Annotated in this window: 14 protein-coding genes; 1 reads left to right on the plus strand and 13 read right to left on the minus strand. The window is 60.2% G+C overall.

The window, feature by feature from the left end:
- Positions 1 to 222 precede the first annotated feature (222 nt).
- Complete coding sequence (locus tag IEW17_RS19445; RefSeq protein WP_188563727.1) at positions 223 to 696, plus strand: carboxypeptidase-like regulatory domain-containing protein; 474 nt, start codon at positions 223 to 225, stop codon at positions 694 to 696.
- A gap of 105 nt (positions 697 to 801) precedes the next feature.
- Here IEW17_RS19445 and IEW17_RS19450 read toward each other — a convergent pair whose 3' ends face one another.
- From IEW17_RS19450 to IEW17_RS19510, 13 genes are all read right to left on the minus strand, one after another.
- Positions 802 to 3,330 (minus strand): TonB-dependent receptor, encoded by a 2,529-nt coding sequence (locus IEW17_RS19450; protein WP_188563728.1) that lies wholly within the window; start codon positions 3,328 to 3,330, stop codon positions 802 to 804.
- A gap of 159 nt (positions 3,331 to 3,489) precedes the next feature.
- Positions 3,490 to 4,926, minus strand: coding sequence for a hypothetical protein (locus IEW17_RS19455; protein ID WP_188563729.1), 1,437 nt, complete (start codon positions 4,924 to 4,926; stop codon positions 3,490 to 3,492).
- Positions 4,927 to 5,245: 319 nt separating this feature from the next.
- Entirely contained in the window at positions 5,246 to 5,761 is a 516-nt protein-coding gene (locus IEW17_RS19460) for a DUF4112 domain-containing protein (RefSeq protein WP_188563730.1), read from the minus strand.
- A 366-nt stretch (positions 5,762 to 6,127) separates the two neighbouring features.
- On the minus strand, positions 6,128 to 6,709 hold the full coding sequence (locus tag IEW17_RS19465) for an ankyrin repeat domain-containing protein (RefSeq protein WP_188563731.1): 582 nt from the start codon (positions 6,707 to 6,709) through the stop codon (positions 6,128 to 6,130).
- Between the two features lie 73 nt (positions 6,710 to 6,782).
- The gene (locus IEW17_RS19470; protein ID WP_308420639.1) at positions 6,783 to 8,285 is read right to left on the minus strand and encodes a catalase; all 1,503 of its coding nucleotides are present in this window, start codon (positions 8,283 to 8,285) and stop codon (positions 6,783 to 6,785) included.
- A gap of 531 nt (positions 8,286 to 8,816) precedes the next feature.
- Entirely contained in the window at positions 8,817 to 9,710 is an 894-nt protein-coding gene (locus IEW17_RS19475) for an alpha/beta fold hydrolase (protein WP_188563732.1), read from the minus strand.
- A gap of 139 nt (positions 9,711 to 9,849) precedes the next feature.
- A complete protein-coding gene (locus IEW17_RS19480; protein WP_188563733.1) occupies positions 9,850 to 11,349 on the minus strand; it encodes a class I adenylate-forming enzyme family protein in 1,500 nt (499 codons plus the stop codon).
- Positions 11,350 to 11,497: 148 nt separating this feature from the next.
- Entirely contained in the window at positions 11,498 to 13,090 is a 1,593-nt protein-coding gene (locus IEW17_RS19485; RefSeq protein WP_188563734.1) for a sodium:solute symporter family transporter, read from the minus strand.
- 188 nt (positions 13,091 to 13,278) lie between these two features.
- Complete coding sequence (locus IEW17_RS19490; RefSeq protein ID WP_188563735.1) at positions 13,279 to 14,283, minus strand: 3-oxoacyl-ACP synthase III family protein; 1,005 nt, start codon at positions 14,281 to 14,283, stop codon at positions 13,279 to 13,281.
- 4 nt (positions 14,284 to 14,287) lie between these two features.
- On the minus strand, positions 14,288 to 15,031 hold the full coding sequence (gene fabG / locus IEW17_RS19495; protein WP_188563736.1) for a 3-oxoacyl-ACP reductase FabG: 744 nt from the start codon (positions 15,029 to 15,031) through the stop codon (positions 14,288 to 14,290).
- 461 nt (positions 15,032 to 15,492) lie between these two features.
- Positions 15,493 to 15,765, minus strand: a complete 273-nt coding sequence (locus IEW17_RS19500; protein ID WP_229749154.1) for a hypothetical protein — start codon at positions 15,763 to 15,765, stop codon at positions 15,493 to 15,495.
- Between the two features lie 36 nt (positions 15,766 to 15,801).
- On the minus strand, positions 15,802 to 16,254 hold the full coding sequence (locus IEW17_RS19505) for a DDE-type integrase/transposase/recombinase (protein WP_188563738.1): 453 nt from the start codon (positions 16,252 to 16,254) through the stop codon (positions 15,802 to 15,804).
- 149 nt (positions 16,255 to 16,403) lie between these two features.
- Positions 16,404 to 16,730 carry a transposase gene (locus tag IEW17_RS19510; RefSeq protein ID WP_188563739.1) on the minus strand — a complete coding sequence of 109 codons (327 nt, stop codon included), beginning with the start codon at positions 16,728 to 16,730 and terminating at the stop codon, positions 16,404 to 16,406.
- Between the last annotated feature and the right edge of the window lie 164 nt (positions 16,731 to 16,894).

A 16,894-nucleotide genomic window follows, 5' to 3' on the forward strand; every position in this document is an offset into this window, starting at 1 on the left:
CTTAAAAAACAGGTACGCCGACCTGACCAAAGAAAAAACTCAAAACTAAACTGTCAGACCACTAGTTGCCTGTAGCCCGAACGCACGGCCACTGAGCAGCAGGCGGAAACTTTTGTACCCGATATTGCGTGTAGAAGGTGCTTATCGGCCCAGCTGGTGGCCCGAGCGGCGCGGCGCGGTTACGAACCGCACCGGGTTTTCAACCTGCTTTACTTGATTTCCATGCGTCAATTACTATTCATTACGGGGCTGGCGCTCGCGTGCGGAGCCCAATCGGCGGCGGCCCAGAGCACCCGCGTCATGCCCGCAGCCGCGGGCAGCACCCAAAGCCGCATTGCCCTGGCTACCCGCGAGGCGGCCAGCGCCCGCCCCATGCGCCTGGCCTGCGCCCCGCTGATAGGCGTAGTTTTCGACCCCAACGGCCAACCACTGATGGGGGCCACGCTGCTCGTAAAAGGCACCCACCAAGTGTATGTCACCGATTCGGAAGGCAAATTTCAGCTCACTGAAGCCATTTACCAGGGGCAGGAACTGACCGTGGGCGCGGCCGGCTACCACACGCAGGACGTTGCGCTGGAGGACTGCTCGCTGCCGCGGCTGGTGCTGGAAAAGATTCCCGGAGCCCACATCAGGCGCACCGGCAAGCGGGCGGGCCAGGTCACCCGCCTCAACAACCGCAGCACCAACATGCGCTAGCCGGATACGAGCGACGCTTCACCCACGCCATAAAAGCTGAACGGGCCGCCCACGATGGTGAGCGGCCCGTTCAGCTTTTACACTTTTCGGCAGAATAGGCAGGTTTTACTTGGCTCCCAGCGCGGGCAGCATCACCTTCAGCTCGGCCGAGTAAAGGCGGCCGATGAAGGGCGAGGCCACGAACTCGCGCATCTTGGTGTCGAACAGGTTCACCACCTGCGCCGAGGCGGTGAGGTAGCTGCTCAGCCGGTAGCCGGCGCTCACATCCACGGTGGTGAAGCCGCCGAGCGGGCCGTAATTATAGGTGCGGCCGAAGCGGGCGTTTTCGCGCACGCCGAGCGTGGGGTTGGCCGCGGCGGCCACGTTGATGCCCGAGTAAAAATCGTAGGCCTGCACGTAGCGGGTGAACACCGAGCCAAAGAACTTTTTGCCGCTGTAGTTCACAGCAAAGCTGCCTTTGTGGGCGGGCGTGTTGATGGGCAGGTCAATTTCGTTCTGGACTTTGCCGTCCTTGTTGCCATCGTTACCCAAGTCGTCCTTGTTGAGGTTGAAACCAAAATAAGAGTAGTTCAGGGCCACGCTCAGGGCGTTGGTGAGAAAGTAGCTCAGGCCAAGGTCGGCGCCGTAGGTGTCTACCTGCCCGAAGTTGACGTAGGTAAGCAACACGGCGGCACCGGCTTCGGGCGTGCCCGGCACCACTTCCGACATGGGCGTGTTGCCGCGCTTCACCACCTTGCGGCCCAGGGTAGCAATGTTGATTGCCGGGCTCAGAAAATCCTTCGAGCGGTTGTAATAGGCGTTGGCATCGATGAAAAACTTCGGCGCCACCTTGCCTTTGTAGCCCACTTCCAGGGTTTTGATGGTTTCCACTTTCAGCTTGTTGATAACGGTGCCATCGCTCAGGGTGTAGCCTTCGCTGTTGCCCACGAGCAGGCCGCCAAACAAGTAGCCGTCGAGATTTAGGATGGTGGGAGCGGCGATGCCCTGGCCGTAGGTGAGACGCACCGACTGGTCGTTGAACGACCACACCGCCCCGGCTTTCGGGATAAAGTTGAAGCCGTACCGGTCGTGCTGGTCGGCACGGGCGGCAGCAATGAGCTTAAAGTGCGACGGCAAGGTCAACTCGCCCTGGGCGTAGAGGCCAACCTGGTTGATAATGATGGGACCATCGCGGTCGAACAGGTAGGTATTCTGGCTATTGGCCATGTCGCGCTGGTATTGCGTACCCACCACCATGTTGAAGATGCCGAACGTGTTGTTGTACTGCAGCTCACTGTTGAGGCGGCGCGAAGCGTCCTTAAACACTGCGCCGCGCTTCAGCGCCACGCCCGCCGTGGGCGTTTTGCCAAACCACTGCTCAGCAAAGGAGCGGCTGCGGGATTCTTCCTCGCTAAAACCAGCATCCTTAAAGCTCAGGTAGTTCTGGGTACGCTGGTTGATGGCGTACGTATTTTCGGTCTTGCTCCAGGTGTTGTACACCTGCGCAAACCAGCGCGGCGACACGTAACGGGCGTGCAGGTACTGCACGCTCCAGTCCTTAATCTGGTTGCGGCCGGCGTTGGTCTGGCCCAGAAAGCTCGATTGGTTGCCACCGTACGACAGGATGATGTCGGCCTTATCAGTCACGCTGTAGTAGGCGGCGGCTTCGCCGTGCAGGCTTTTGAAGGTGCGGTCAAGGTCAATTTCTTTCTCAGCGTGGAAAATGCCGGCGCGTGCCGGCACGCCCGGCGCGGCGGCCGTGCGGAAGGCCGTGTTGGTGTAGTACACCGTGTCGGTGTAGGCAAAGTCTTCACCCCGCGTGTACTCGCCCGTCACCTTAAACGCCAGCTTGGAATTGAGCACCTGCGCGTGGCGGAAGCGGCCCGAAAACACGCTCTGGTTGCCCAGGCCCAAGGCCACGGTGGTACCGGCCGTGCGGCGTGGGTCCTTGCTGATGGTATTTACCAGCCCGTTGTGGGCGTTGGGGCCGTAGAGGGCGGCCGAGGGCCCGAGCACCACTTCGATGCGCTCGATGTCCTCCTTCACCACGCTGGTGAGCGGGCCGAGCGGCAGGCCGGTGGCGATGAGCGTAGAAAGGCGCGCATCGTTCATTTGCAGGTTTTTGGGGTTGAAGGCGCTGTTGAAGCCGCGCACGTTGATGCCCGCGCCCAGCACGCCGCTGCGGATGTAGTCCACGCCCTTCTGACGGGCCAGCAATTCGCCCACATTGAAGGACGGCAGTTCATCAATCTGGCGAGCATTGATTACGCTGATGGTGGCCGGGGCCTCGGTTAGCTTCTCGGGGCGGCGCGAGGCCGACACCACCACTTCGCCGGCCATCACGGAGGCCTGGGTCAGGCCGATGGTGCCCAAGTCGACTACTTCCTGGTTTACTTCTACAGTGCGCGGGGGCAGCTCGTAGCCAATGTAGGAAAACACCACTTTGTAGGTACCGGGCTTTAGGCCGCTGATGGTGAATTCGCCGCCGTTGCCACTAGAGGTGCCCGTGGTGGTGCCGGCCACCACAATGCTTACGCCCGGCAGGGGCTCGTTGCTGGCCGCATCAATCACGCGGCCGCGCACGCCGCCACCCTGGGCTGCCGCCCCCAATGCCTGAATCACCAGCAGAAAAAGGAGTAAAATTCGAGAGGCCATATGCGTTGCAGTTGAAAGGGTTGAGTAGGAGTTTGAGTCGGAGTGCAGTAGTGTAACGAATCTACTGGCCTCCCCCACCGGCCACCCCGCCGCGCCTCAAATAAGCAAGGTGGACTTAACCGCCCGCACCCCGTTTAAATTCTCGCAATATGCTGTTATTCAAATGATTTCCGCCTGCTGCACCAGCACGGACTTTATCCGGCCACAGAGGTGCGGAATGCAGGATTTTACCTCACTTAATAAGTCCTCCAACAGCCGCCGCTTGTGCGGGTTACCGAAATGGGCCTGCCCGGAGCGGCCCACCAGTTCTACCAGCTGGTCGTCGTCAATCTCATTCTCCACGTAGCGGCTGATGTGGTAGTACCACTCCAGCGTAGGCACGTAGTTGGGGCGGGTGCGGTAGTCGGCTTCTTTTTGCAGCAGGTGGTGCTTGTGGCAGGTGCGCAGCAGCTTGTCGTACTTCTCCTGCAGCACCAGCGCCTGAAAATAGGCCACGAAGAAAATGTGCCAGCGGTGGGCCAGAATTTCCTTGGCGTTATCACGCAGGAAGCTGTCGGCCAGCTTTTCGCCGTCAGCGGGCTGCCCGTTCAGGTTCAGGCACTTGATGTAGAAGGCCATGAAGCCGATTTTGTTGCGCACGTTGTTGGTGTGCCGCACCGACGGAAACGACTGCTTCATAAGCGCCAGCGCCTCGTGGATTTTGCCCTGCCGCAGCAGAATCGCGCTGTAGTTATTAAGGTAGTGCAGGTGGTCGGTGTTCTTCTGTTTGATGCTGAGGTAGCCGAACTCCTCGGCCTGCTGCAGCACGTCAAACTTGGAGTGTAGCAGCACGCTGTTGGCGTAGTAGTTGAACAGGATGCGGCGCGAGTAGAACATGCCCTGCCGCAGCAGCCCGTCCAGCGCCTCGTACACGGCCTTCAGCTTGTCGAACTCCGAGTAGTTGAAGTACAGAAACGTGAGCCGCACCACCGCGAAGTAGCGGTTCAGGCCGTCGAGCGTGTCGTCGTAGAACGTGGCCAACAGCCAGGGCTCCCACTGCCGGCTCTCGGTGGCGTTGCGGGTGTACTGGCTCGTGATGTCGAGCGTGGCCTGGTGCAACTGAGCAAACGTGGCCTTGCTCTGCTCATACGCCGCCCGCTGCTGCTCCACGAACTGCGCCACCAGCTGGTGCTCCTTAAAGCGCATCCGCACCAGCAAAAACTGCTGATAGCTGAGCGTCAGCTCGTAGAATTTCACGAAGTAGAAGGCCGGCTTGTCGTAGCGCACAATGGCCTGGAGCAACGCCTTTTCCTCGGCCGGGGCTATGGAATCGGTCATGATTTGCTGGTCGAGGGCGTTGAGGTGCACCAGGTGCTTGTCCACGTCGATGCTGGCCAGGCGCTGCTGCACCCACTGCATCAGGTTGGAATACTTGCGCTTGTCGATGCCCGGCCGGAAGGCCACCGGCGTGCGCGGGTGGTGGCAGTTATAGGCCAGCGTTTCCAGAATCTCGCGGTTGTCGGCGTCCTGAAACTGCTGCACCTCTTGCAGCCAGGCCACTTCGTGCGGCAGCACATCGGCGGCAAACTCGGCGAACTTTTCTAGTTTCTTTTTCACAGAACAGCGGCGTGGGCGGGTGGGGCGTCCAATTTACCGGAAATTCTGGGGTTGGTGGGTGCCTTGAAGAATTCGTTGGCTGGCGCGAGTTTAGCGCCGCGTAACTCGCGCCGATAACCGGGCGAGGCTGCGCTTCGCATCAGAACGAGTTGCCAGGGTGAACCAAACGGCGCGGTTGTTAATTGCCGCTCACGCGGCAGTGGAGGCTCAGCCTCCACGTCATAGCCGGGCGCGAGTTACGCTGCGCTAAACTCGCGCCAGTTGCGGGGCCAGTTGCGGGGCCAGTTGCGGGGCAGGTGGGCTGCCCCAGCCGTAACGCTTACGCGCTCAGCACGGGGTGCACCTCAAAATAATGCCACCCCCAGCGCAGCAGCAGCACGCTGCCCCAGGCCACCAACCCAAACACCATCAGAAAGAACAGCAGCAGGAGCGCCACTAGGCCCTTGCCGCTGCCCTGGTGGTGCCCCTCGGCGTAGTGGCGGCGCAACAGGGCCACATTACGCTCGTTGCTTTTGTAGGCGAAGTCGAATAGGTTGCCCAGAATTGGAATGGCTCCGACAACGGTATCGAGCAGGATATTGAAGGCCATGCGCACTACTACCGCGCCGCTGGCTCCGTGGCGCAGCATGGTGAGCAGCAACACTCCCGAAACGGCCAGCGTCGACAGGTCGCCGGCCACCGGTATCAGGCCCAGCAGCGGGTCTAGGCCGAAGCGGAACCGGGTGCCGGGCAGCCGAAACTGGCTATCCATCAGCCGGGCAACACGTGCCACCCAGCGCAGCCGCTCATCGGCATCGAAGGAATTGGGCGCGGGAGAGGACCTGGGCAGGGACATATACGGGAAAGTAGTACGGCCCCTATACGCCCGCCAGCGTGGAACGGACGCCTATTACCCCCAACCTCAGGCTCTCACTGCGCTAACACAACCGCATACCACACAAACGCCGCTACCAAACGATTAAACTCCGGCGCTTACTCATGAATGCGCGAAGTGGTCGGTTGCGTCCCCAGCTCTGGTTGGGAATGAGAAAATACTCGGCCCACAAAACGGCGAACGTGCTTACGACTAATACCCATCACGAAAAGAGCCCACTGCAAGCAGTGGGCTCTTTCTTGTTTTCATAGAGCTCAAATTCATTCATAGAAGCCAAAGCGCAGGCCGTTGATTTTCACCTACGTCCTGGCTCAGCAGCGCGGGTGGCTATTGCAGCAGGCTAACGCCTTGGGCGTTGTCCTGCTGCTGGGCCAGGCCCAGCGCAGTGAGCCCGCGGCTGTCCTTAATGGACTTATCGGCGCCCTTGCTAAGCAGCATTTTCAGCAGCTCGTGGCGGCCGAACATGGCGGCAAGCATGAGGGCGGTGCCGCCGTTGGCGTTCTGCAGGTTCGGCTTGGCGTTTTTATCGAGTAGCAACGTTGCGATGTCCGCGTAGCCTTTGAAGCTCACGCCCATAAGCGCCGTGTTGCCCGTCTGGTCCTGGTGGTTAACGTCGGCCCCGGCCTGGAGCAGCAGTTTGGTGGCTTCCATGTTGCCGTTGTAGGCCGCCAGAATCAGCGGCGAAAAGCCTTTCACGTCCTGGGCGTTCACATCGGCCTTCTGCTTGAGGAGTTGGCTGATGGCCGCCACGTCGCCAACGCGCGCCGCAGTGAACAGGTCGGTAGCAGGAGCCGCCGGTATAATTGCCGCCGCTACGGCAGCAGGAGCCTTCTTGGTGGCCGGGGCCACTTGTTGGGCTGCAGCGGATAAAGAAAAGGCCAATAATAGCCCGGTTGATAAGAATTTCATGTCTAAGTAAGGTATTGTGGGCTTGGCCAAAGCGTTGAAAAAACCTTAGCCAAGCTTTATAATCACAGGGTTGTTAGTTTTTAACCAGGCTGGTTACGTCCTTCTTCTCCAGTTTGAGGGACTTCATCAGGCGCTGGCCATAGTCGGCGTCGGCCTGGTAGAAGTAGCTCACCATCTTGTACACCACCTGCTTGTTCTGCACGGCCGATAAATCGGCGGTCAGGTTGCCGATGAGGTGCTGCTTGTCCTTCTCCGACATGCCGCGGTAGAGGATGCCGGCCTGGGCGAAATCGTTGGTTTTCGAAATCTTAACCTGCGTAGTGGTTCCCAGCAGCGGCGCGTGCGAAGCCTCGTGCGCCGGGGTGTCGGTGAAGCCTTCGGCGGGGTGGCTGGTGCTGGGCTGGTAGTTCACGTTGGAAGTCGACTTGTGATAGCTCATCGAACCGTCCTGGTTATGGTTCACTACGGCTACTTTGGCCGCGTTCACCGGCAACTGCTGGAAGTTGGCACCGATGCGGTAGCGCTGCGTATCGAAGTAGGAGAACACGCGGCCCTGCAGCAGCTTGTCTTCCGAAGGCTCGATGCCGGGCACCAGCGTACCGGGCGAAAACGCCGATTGCTCGGTCTCGTCGAAGTAGTTGTCGGGCATCCGGTTCAGCACCATCTTACCGATTTTGGTGCTGGGCGCCAGGTTCTCGGGCCAGATTTTGGTGGCGTCCAAGGGGTTGAAGTCAAACTTGTTCAGCTCCTCGGGCTTCAGCATCTGCACCGAAAGCTCCCAGGTGGGGAAATCGCCCTTGCCAATGCTGGCGTAGAGGTCGGTGGTGGCGTACTGAAAATCCTGGGCCTGCATCTTGCCGATGTCTTCCCGCGAGAAGCTCTTCACGCCTTGCAGGGTGGTCCATTTGTACTTCACATACGTTACTTCGCCCTTGGTATTCACCCACTTAAAGGCGTGAACCCCAAAGCCATCCATGTGGCGGTAGCCAGCCGGGGTGCCCAGGTCGGAGTAGAGGTAGGTGAACATGTTGGTGGCTTCCGGCACGTTCGAAAAGAAGTCGAACACGCGGTTGGCGTCCTGCCGGTTGTACACGGGCGAGGGCTTCAGGGCGTGCACCATGTCGGGGAACTTCATGGCGTCGCGGATGAAGAACACGGGTAAGTCATTGCCGACGATGTCGTAGTTACCCTGGTCGGTGTAGAGCTTCACCGCGAAGCCGCGCGGGTCGCGCACCGTTTCGGGCGAGTCCTTGCCGTGAATAACGGTGGAGAAACGGGTGAACAACGGCGTTTTTTTGCCTTTCGCGCCAAACACGGAGGCCTTGGTGTACTGCGAAAAATCGCCGTAGCTCTCGAACTCGCCGTAGGCACCCGTACCTCGAGCATGGACCACGCGCTCAGGAACCCGCTCCCGGTCGAAGGCCGCAATTTTTTCGAGCAAATGCACGTCTCCGAGGAGGGTCGAGCCGTTTTCGCCAGCGGTTTTTGAGTACTGGTTGCTGCCAACGGCGGCTCCGGTATTCGTCGTCATGGCGGGCGTTTGTTGCGCCTGCGACTGGTAACTCACCGCTAGCACGGCGAGGATAATAAGGGGTTTTTTAAGCACAGCTTTTGCTCTTTTGTGGGTAATCGAAGTGCAAAGTTGGGCTCAGTACAGTTATAAGCAAAAGAAATAATTATGATTTCACAATAATCATATGATATAATCAAAAAAACCTATGTGTCCACCAATAAGCTGGTCAATTGGTTGAATGGTGATTGACTGAAACGGTTAGGCTCATTTGGGGCAATAAAAAGGTACATGTCTTTTGTCATGAATGGTAGCAAAAGCGTTGCGTCGACTGAAACGTGGCTTAGGCACTGCTTTCAGATTAGGGACTGGTGCCATTGTATGGCATTGTCTGGCGCGAGTTTAGCGCAGCGTAACTCGTGCCGAAAACCGGGCGAGGCTGCGCCTCGCATCAAAACGAGTTGCCAGGGTGAGCCAAACGGCGCGGTTGTCCATTGCCGCTCACGTGGCAGTGAAGGCTCGGCCTCCACGTCATAGCCGGTCACGAGTTACGCTGCGCTAAACTCGCGCCAGAAAGGCCAGAAGGGGTCATCTTCCCTACCGCACAAACGCCGCCACCAGCTTATTGAACTCCGCCGCTTGCTCGTAATGCGCGAAGTGCCCAGCTTCCGCCAGCAGCACTTGCTGGGCGTGGGGCAGGCGGGCCCCGCCGGCCGCCGCCACCTGGGCCGTGGTGAGCTGCGGGTGCAGCGCCCGGTTGGGAATCAGGAAATCCTCGGCCCCAAAGACGACCAGCGTGGGCTGCCGCACCTGCGGCAGGCGGTCGAAAATGGGGCCGTCGAGCATGCCCGACATGCTTTTGACCACCGTGAGGGCGTAGAGGCCGAAGTCGTCGCACTGCATCATGCGCAGGCGCTCGGCAATCCAAAGGTCCACGACCGGGGGCATGCGGTAGAAATTGTATTTGTGGTTGGTGCGCACCTGCGCCACGGGCGTGTTCTGGATGGACGCTACCGTGTAAAAATTATGCAGCTGAAGTTTCTCCGGCTCCGTGAAGGTTTCGAAGCCGGCCGGCGAGGCGAGCACCAGCTTTTGTATTTCACCGGGGTACTTCAAGGCTAGGGTCACGGCTATCTGGCCGCCCATGCTGTGGCCCACCAGCGTCACGTTTTTGAGGTGCAGACGCTGGATGAACAGGTGGATGACTTCGGCGTAGAAGTCCATGGTGCCGGGGTAGTGGCCTTTGGAGGACTTGCCGTAGCCCGGCAGGTCGAGGGCCAGGCAGCGGCTGCTGCGGCTCAGGTCGGGCAGGGTGCGCTCCCAGGCCCGCACGTAGCTGCTGAGACCATGGATGAAAATGAGGGTGGTTTTGCCCTTCCCGGCATCTACGTAGGCGATTTCCAGCGAGTCGGCCAGCGCCACGGTGTGTTCGGGGAAACCGTAGGCCCCGATGACCTGGCGGATGGGCACTGCTTGCGTTTGAAAAGACATCGCCGGGATACTTGCGGTGAACAGAAGGAACAAGGCGGGCAACACTTGGAATAAGCAGCTCATAACAAATTGGTTATGGATTTATGTATGAGTATTTTTTGATGACCGACCGTCATGCTGACCAGCCGCGGCCATTCACTCATACCGCCGCTTTCAGCGCCTTTTTGTTGATTTTTCCGGTGTCGTTTTTCGGCAATTCCGCCACCAGCTCCAAGTATTTTGGTACTTTGAAGCGGGCCAGGTTGCCGGCGCAGTAGGCTTGCAGAGCTTCGCAGGAAATATCCAAGTCCTTGGTCACGACAAACGCTTTGCCGACCTCGCCCCAGCGGGCATCGGGCACGCCGATAACCGCCACTTCCGACACGCCGGGGAACGTGAGTAAAAACCGCTCAATCTCGGCCGGATACACGTTTTCGCCGCCCGAGATGTACATGTTTTTGATGCGGTCCATCACGAAGAAATAGCCTTCCTCGTCGCGCCGGAGCAGGTCGCCGGTGCGGAACCAGCCGTCGGGCATGGCCTTGGCGGTGGCTTCGGGGTCGCGCCAGTAGCCGGGCGTGGTCATGGGGCCGCGCAGGCATAGCTCGCCCACCTCATTGGGGCCTACTTCCTGGCCCTGCTCGTCGATGAGGCGGGTTTCGACGTAGAAATTGGCCCGGCCGATGGAGCCAATTTTGCGCACGGCATCGTCCTGATGCAGCGAAAACAGGTTGGGGCCCACCTCCGTGAGGCCGAAACCCTGGCGGATTTTGATGCCCTTGCGGTCCCAGGCCCGGATGACTTCCAGCGGCAGCGCCTCGCCGCCCACGATGAAGTAGCGCAGGCTGCCCAAATCGGCGCTGGCGAAGACGGGGCTTTCCATCATCATCTTGAGCATGGTGGGCACGCCCATGAAGATGTCGGCCCGCTCCTGGTCAAGCAGCGCCAGGATGCGCTCGGGCTGGAACTTCTTCAGCAGCCCCACCGTGGCCCCGCGGTGCAAAAACGGGGTCACGAGCACGTTCCAGCCGCCGGTATGAAAGGGCGGCATGCAGTTTATGGTGAAGTCGGCGGGGGTGATTTCCAGGCTCAGGCTGGTGTTGAGGCTGTTCCAGAGCAGCATCCGGTGGGTGTAGAGGGCGCCCTTGGGGAAGCCCGTGGTGCCCGAGGTGTAGAGGATGAATACGGCGTCGTCCTCCTCGGGCTCGGGGCCGGCCCAGGCGGGTTGGGGCGTGGCCAGGCCGCGCTGGCAGAGGTCGGCCAACGTTTGCAGGGGCCACACCTTCGGCACTGCCACCAGGCCCGGCATCGCCAGCGCCTTGTCCTGGAACTGGTCTTCGTAAATGAGCAGCGCGGGCTGGCAGTTGGCCACCAGATAGTCGATTTCGCCCACCGCCAGCCGATAGTTGACGGGCACCAGGACGAGGCCGGTTTTCTGGGCAGCCACGAAGAGCGTGACGTACTCCAGGCAGTGCTCAGCGATGACCATCACGCGGTCGCCCTTGCGCAAGCCGTGGCGCTGGGTAAGCTCGGCAGCGAGGTAGTTGGCGGCTTGGTTCAGCTCGGCGTAGGTGCGGGTGCGGTCGGTGTCGAGCTCCTTGAGCGCCACTTTGTGCGGCGAATAGAGCGCCCACTTGGCTATCCAGTCTTTGGTGTACATGAGGGGGTGGGATTTTTTGGATGTCGTCACCTCACCCCCCGGCCCCCTCTCCAAAAAAGAGGGGGAGCCACGGCGGCGTGGACGTGGGCGTGAGTTAAAGATTGAGAGTTAAAAGTGAAGAGTTGGAATGATTTTTAACTTTTAACACTCAACTTTTAACTGAAATCGTCAAGCTCCCCTCTCTTTTGGAGAGGGGCCGGGGGTGAGGTTCCACTGGGGTAAAAGCTGCCGCAACCCCAACCCGCCGCCGCGCCAGATACAGCGCCCCGCCCACCACCACCGACGCCACAATGCCCAGCGCCGCCGATACCCCAGGGTTGCGCACCGGCGCTTGCATATAAGGCGTGAGGCGGCCGAAATAGACACCGAAATGCACCAGCAGCGCCGTCACCGAAGCCCAGGCAACGGCCGAGCGCGGGGCGTCTTTCAGGAAAATACCGAAGCTGATGGGCACAAAGGCCGCCGCGAAATAGGCGTACACCCCCGTTTGGGCAAAAATGGCCACGCTCAGCTTGGCGTTCACAAATTGGTCGTAGGATATCCAAATGGCAATGCCGCCCAGGACGGCGATTACGGCGCGGTTCAGCAGGATTTCGCGGCCGAAACCGCCCGCGCCTCCGAAAGCCGTGGCCGGTAGCAAGGGCTTGATAATGTCGGCCGTGATGGTGCTTGATAGCGACTGAATGAGGCTTTCCAGGGTGGAAATACCGGCTGAAATCAGGCCCAGGATGATGAGCAGGCCCATGTACACCGGAAACTCGCGCACCACGTAGGCCGACATAATCTTGTCCATTTTCAGCTCCTGGCCGTTCAGCATCAAGCCTGGGAAAGCCATTCGGGCGTACAAGCCCACAAACACCACCGAGAAAAATACCGTGAGCACCGCCACCGCCGTGAGCAGGTAGCGGTTCACGTCTTTCTCGCTGTCGAGCAGCAACGATTTGGTGATGAGGTGCGGCTGGCAGACGATGGCGGTACCGATGACTACCTGGCAAAAAATGATTTCGAAGTAATCCCGAAACAGGTAGCTGCCGGGGTTGGTGGCGTGCGTCAGGGCGGGGTCGATGGCCGCCAGCTTAGCGATGAAGCCGTGCACGCCCTGGCTGAAATGCTCGTAGCCCGAGGTGAGCAGGATAATGGCCACCAGCAGCTTGAGCGAGGCCTGAATGGTGTTGGTGTACACCATCGAATTGGCCCCACCGAACATCATGTAGCCGAAAATAAACACCACCACCGCTACCAGCACCGGCAGCGGCGGCGCATTGAGGGCGTTGCTGAGCACCTGCGTCAGCCCCACGCAAATGAGTACGATGAAGGTGATGAGCAGCAGCGCCAGCCACCCAAAGTAGCGCGTGAGGCTGGGGCTTTGGAACCGCGAGCCAATCCATTGCGCCAGCGTGTGGGCCTTCACCGTCTGTCCGTGCTTGCGAAAACCCTTGGTGAACACCACCAGCGAAATCATCGATGCCAAAGGCATTATCACGCCAAACGACAGCATGGCGCTTAGCCCATTGATGGCCACAAAGCCGGGGTTGATGATGAACGTGGCCGCGCTGGTCATGGATGCGGCCAGCGACAACCCCACCGCCACCGGCGAAAACCGCACCGAGCCCACGGCATAGTCCGACATACTCTTAATCTTCAGCGCACCGCGCACCACAAAAAACAGGATAACGGCCGCATAAACCGCCAGCAGGATGGCCGTAGCGGTTACTTGTTGGGGAGTAGCGATGCCGGGCATGGGTGGGGATAGTTAGGGCGGATTATGGAATTTAGAACGTCAGGGGGAGGGGTGGATAGCGACCGTCATGCTGAGCGCAGCGCAGTGGAGTCGAAGCATCTCGCTCGCATCGTCGCAGCAATTGGATTACTAATGAAATAGAGATGCTTCGACTCCACTGCGCTCAGCATGACAATCAGCAAAAGCAGTTACATCCTAAAAGCCGCTGCGGCAAAGGCCAGTCCGCCGCCGGAACCGATGAAAAACACTAGGTCATTTTCTTTAATATCGCCGCTGGTCATCGCCTTATCCAGCGCCATGGGGATGGCGGCCGAGCCCGTGTAGCCAAACTGCTGCATGATGAGCGGCGCCCGCGCGCGCGGCACGTCCAGCCGGTCGAGGGTTTCGTTGATGGCGTGCACGTTGAGCTGGGTCATCACGTAATGGTCCACGTCGCGGGGGCTGATGCCGATGTCGGCAGCCATTTCCTGGGCCAGGCGGGTCCAGATTTCCGGGTTGATTTCCTTAGGGAAACGGTACACGAACTTCAGCTTGTGGTCGTTGCGGGCCACTGCTTCGGCCGTGATGGGCTGCTTGGTGGCTCCGGCGTAAATGCCCATCCAGCCGGTGTACTGGCCTTCGGTGTGGAGGCGGCTGGTGAGAAAACCGCGGTCGGTGTTTTCGGCGGCGGTGAGGAGCACGGCCCCGGCCCCGTCGGCGAACAGTGTGACGGTTTTTTTGTCCGTCAGGTCCAGGTATTTGCTCATGGCGTAGCCGCCAATTACCAACACCTTGTTGTAGCGCGTATCGGAGGCAATGTATTTGGCGGCCACGTCCAGGGCCGTTACCGAGCCGGCGCAGGCGGCATTCAGGTCGAAAGTCCCTGCTCTCGTGGCCCCCAGCCGGTGTTGCAGCACGGCGGCGGTAGCGGGCGACACGTACTCGGGCGTGTCGGTGGCCACGATGAGCAGGTCCAATTCATCGGCCCGCACGCCGGCGCGGGTCAGCGCCTGGTGGGCCGCGTGCTCGCAGAGGTCGGCCACCGATTCGTCGTCGGCGCACCAGCGGCGGGACTGGATATTCACGTTCTGGCGCAGCCAGGTGTCCACGTCCTCGCCCAGCAGCTCGTTGAAATAGGCGTTGGGCAGCTCCCGCGCTGGCACGTAGGAGCCGGTAGCAGTGATGAGGGCGCGGCGGCCAGTGGCGGTTTGCATGGCGCTAAATCGTTACGGCTCCGTCCACGCTCAGCACCGCGCCGCTGATGAAACCGGCCTCGTCGGAGGCCAGAAACAGGTAGGCGCTGGCAATATCTTCGGGCGTACCTAGGCGGCGCAGTGGCGTGCGGCTTTTCAGCATGTCGATGACTTTTTCCGGAATGGAATCAATCATGTCGGTGGCGATGAAGCCCGGCGCTACGGCATTCACCGTGATGCTGTACTTGCCCAGCTCACGGGCCAGCGTCTTGGTCAGGCCGATGAGGCCGGCCTTGGTGGCCGCGTAGTTGGCCTGCCCGAAGTTGCCATACAGCCCCACCACCGACGAGGTATTGATGATGCGCCCACTCCCCTGGGCTTCCATGAACGGCGCCACCGCCTGAGTGCAGATGAACACGCCGGTCAGGTTCACGTCCAATACCTGCTGCCATTGGGCCAGGGTCATCTTGCGCAGCGTGGCGTCGCGGGTGATACCGGCGTTGTTTATCAGCACGTCGATGCGGCCAAACTGGTCGTGCACGGCCTGGGCGGCGGCGGCTACTTGCTCGGGCTGCGTGGTGTTTACCACGGCCGCTACAGCCTGGCCGCCCTGGGCCGCAATTTCAGCGCAGGTGGCCTCGGCCCGGGCCGCGTCGATGTCCCAGATAACGACGGTGGCACCCTCGGCGGCAAACCGCAGGGCCGATACGCGCCCAATGCCACTGGCCCCGCCGGTGATAATCACAACCTTATCCTGTGCTCGTTTCATGTGGAGTGTTAATGCAGCATGAAAGTAGCGGGCCACCATTTCGAGCCCTGGAAGCCCGCAAAGAAATTCAGGGTGGACTTAACCTGTTTTTAAATTATTTAAACTATTCAAACATCAGTCAACCAGTTTTTTGCGCCAATATTTTCATTGCCGGACTGATACGAGGGCTGTGAGTTTTCACCACCGCGTAGGCAGTTCATCTACCTGTGCTCAGCAATGCACATCTGTCAGAACAGTCGCTAAGTGCCTAGACAAAATTAAACGAGGTATTAGAGCGTCATGCTGAGCTTGTCGAAGCATCTCTACCGCGCTTCGTCAGGGCCGTTCAACGAAGCGGTAGAGATGCTTCGACAAGCTCAGCATGACGCTCTGATTGCACAATTAATTTAGAACAAGCACTTAATGGAAATAACTCGTTCGTGGCTGGGGCTGCTTGAGGTGGTCCATTTAGGCTGGACAGTTTAGGGCAGTGGTTTGAAGTGATTGTTGATGAGCGCGATACGGCGTCTGGCAGCCAATACTGGAGTGCAGGCGGTCGTGATTGTAATAGTCAAATAGTCGGCGATGCTGGCTTGCGCGTCGGCCAAGTCGGCAAACACGGGCCACTCGCGGAGTTCGAGCACCTCCGTTTTGAGACGTGACCACAGGCTTTCGGCTTGGGTCGTACCCGGTAGGGCATTGTCGTAGCACTCGCCGCGGCGGCTCTGCGAACGCACGGCCCCGTGCCGGTGCAAGAGGGCGCGGTAGGCGTTGCCGCAGTACTGGCCGCCCTACCGGGTACGACCGCGGTCGGAGTGAACGAGTAGGCCTGGGGTGGGCGACTGGGCGAAAAAGACCCGCTGCAAGGCCGTGGTGACCAACTCTTCCGGCATGGTGGCCCCCACGTGCCAGCCCACCACGTGCTTGGTAGCCGCGTCCTGGAAGGCACACAAATAGGCCCAGTTGCCGTTGGCCAGGGGCAGGTACGTGATGTCGGACACCCAGACCTGGTTGGCCCGGGTGGGCTTGGGCTGGTCCAGCAAGCGGTTGGGGGCGCAGCGCAGCCCGTGCGTGGAGTCGGTCGTGCGTGGGGTGTAGGCCTTGGGTTGCAAGGCGCGCAGGCCCCGGCGGCGCATGGCCGGGCGCAGGCGTTGGCGGCCCACCCGGTGCCCTTTTTCACGCAGGGCGACTTGCAGCCGGCGGGTGCCATAACGGCGCTGGTGGACCCCAAAGGCCTTGACCAAGGCCGTTTCCCAAGCCGGCGTTTGCTAGTCCACCACCCGCTGCTACCCCGTTTGCCACGCATAATACCCACTGGCCGGCACCCCGAGCACCTGGCAGAGCCGCCGTACCGGGTAGTGGCCGCGCTCGGCAGCGATGAAGCGGTAGCGGCTCATTGGTCCGGCGTCTGCGAGATAACGCGCCTCAAGCGTTTGCTGGCGATGGCTTTTTTTAAAATATCCAGCTCCTGCGCCTGCCGCCGGGCCAAGACCCGCAGCTGGCGCAGTTCGGCAGCCGTGGCCGGGTCCAGCGCCGCCCCCAATGCGGCCGTCCCCGGCGTTTGGGCGGCCTTTTGCCACTGGTAGATGCGTTTGGGGTCAATATTGAGTGCCCGGGCGGCGGCTTGGGTCGAGCGGCTTTGCTCGGCCAAGCGCACGGCTTCGGCGCGGAAGGCCGCATCGTACGTGCGGCGGTTGTCGGGTTTTGGCGTCTCTTTCATGACGAAGGAGAGGTGCCACCCTGTTCTGTCCAGATTAACTAGTGTTCTGACAACTTAATTACAGTATTATTAGTTTGGGTAGCGTACCCCCCTCCTTTCCCCTCCTTTCCCCTCCTTTCCCCTCCTTTCCCCTCCTTTCCCCTCATGGCCCGCACCGCTGCCCC

Origin of the sequence: Hymenobacter frigidus (assembly GCF_014640435.1) — a bacterium.
In the GTDB taxonomy this organism is placed as follows: Bacteria; Bacteroidota; Bacteroidia; order Cytophagales; family Hymenobacteraceae; genus Hymenobacter; species Hymenobacter frigidus.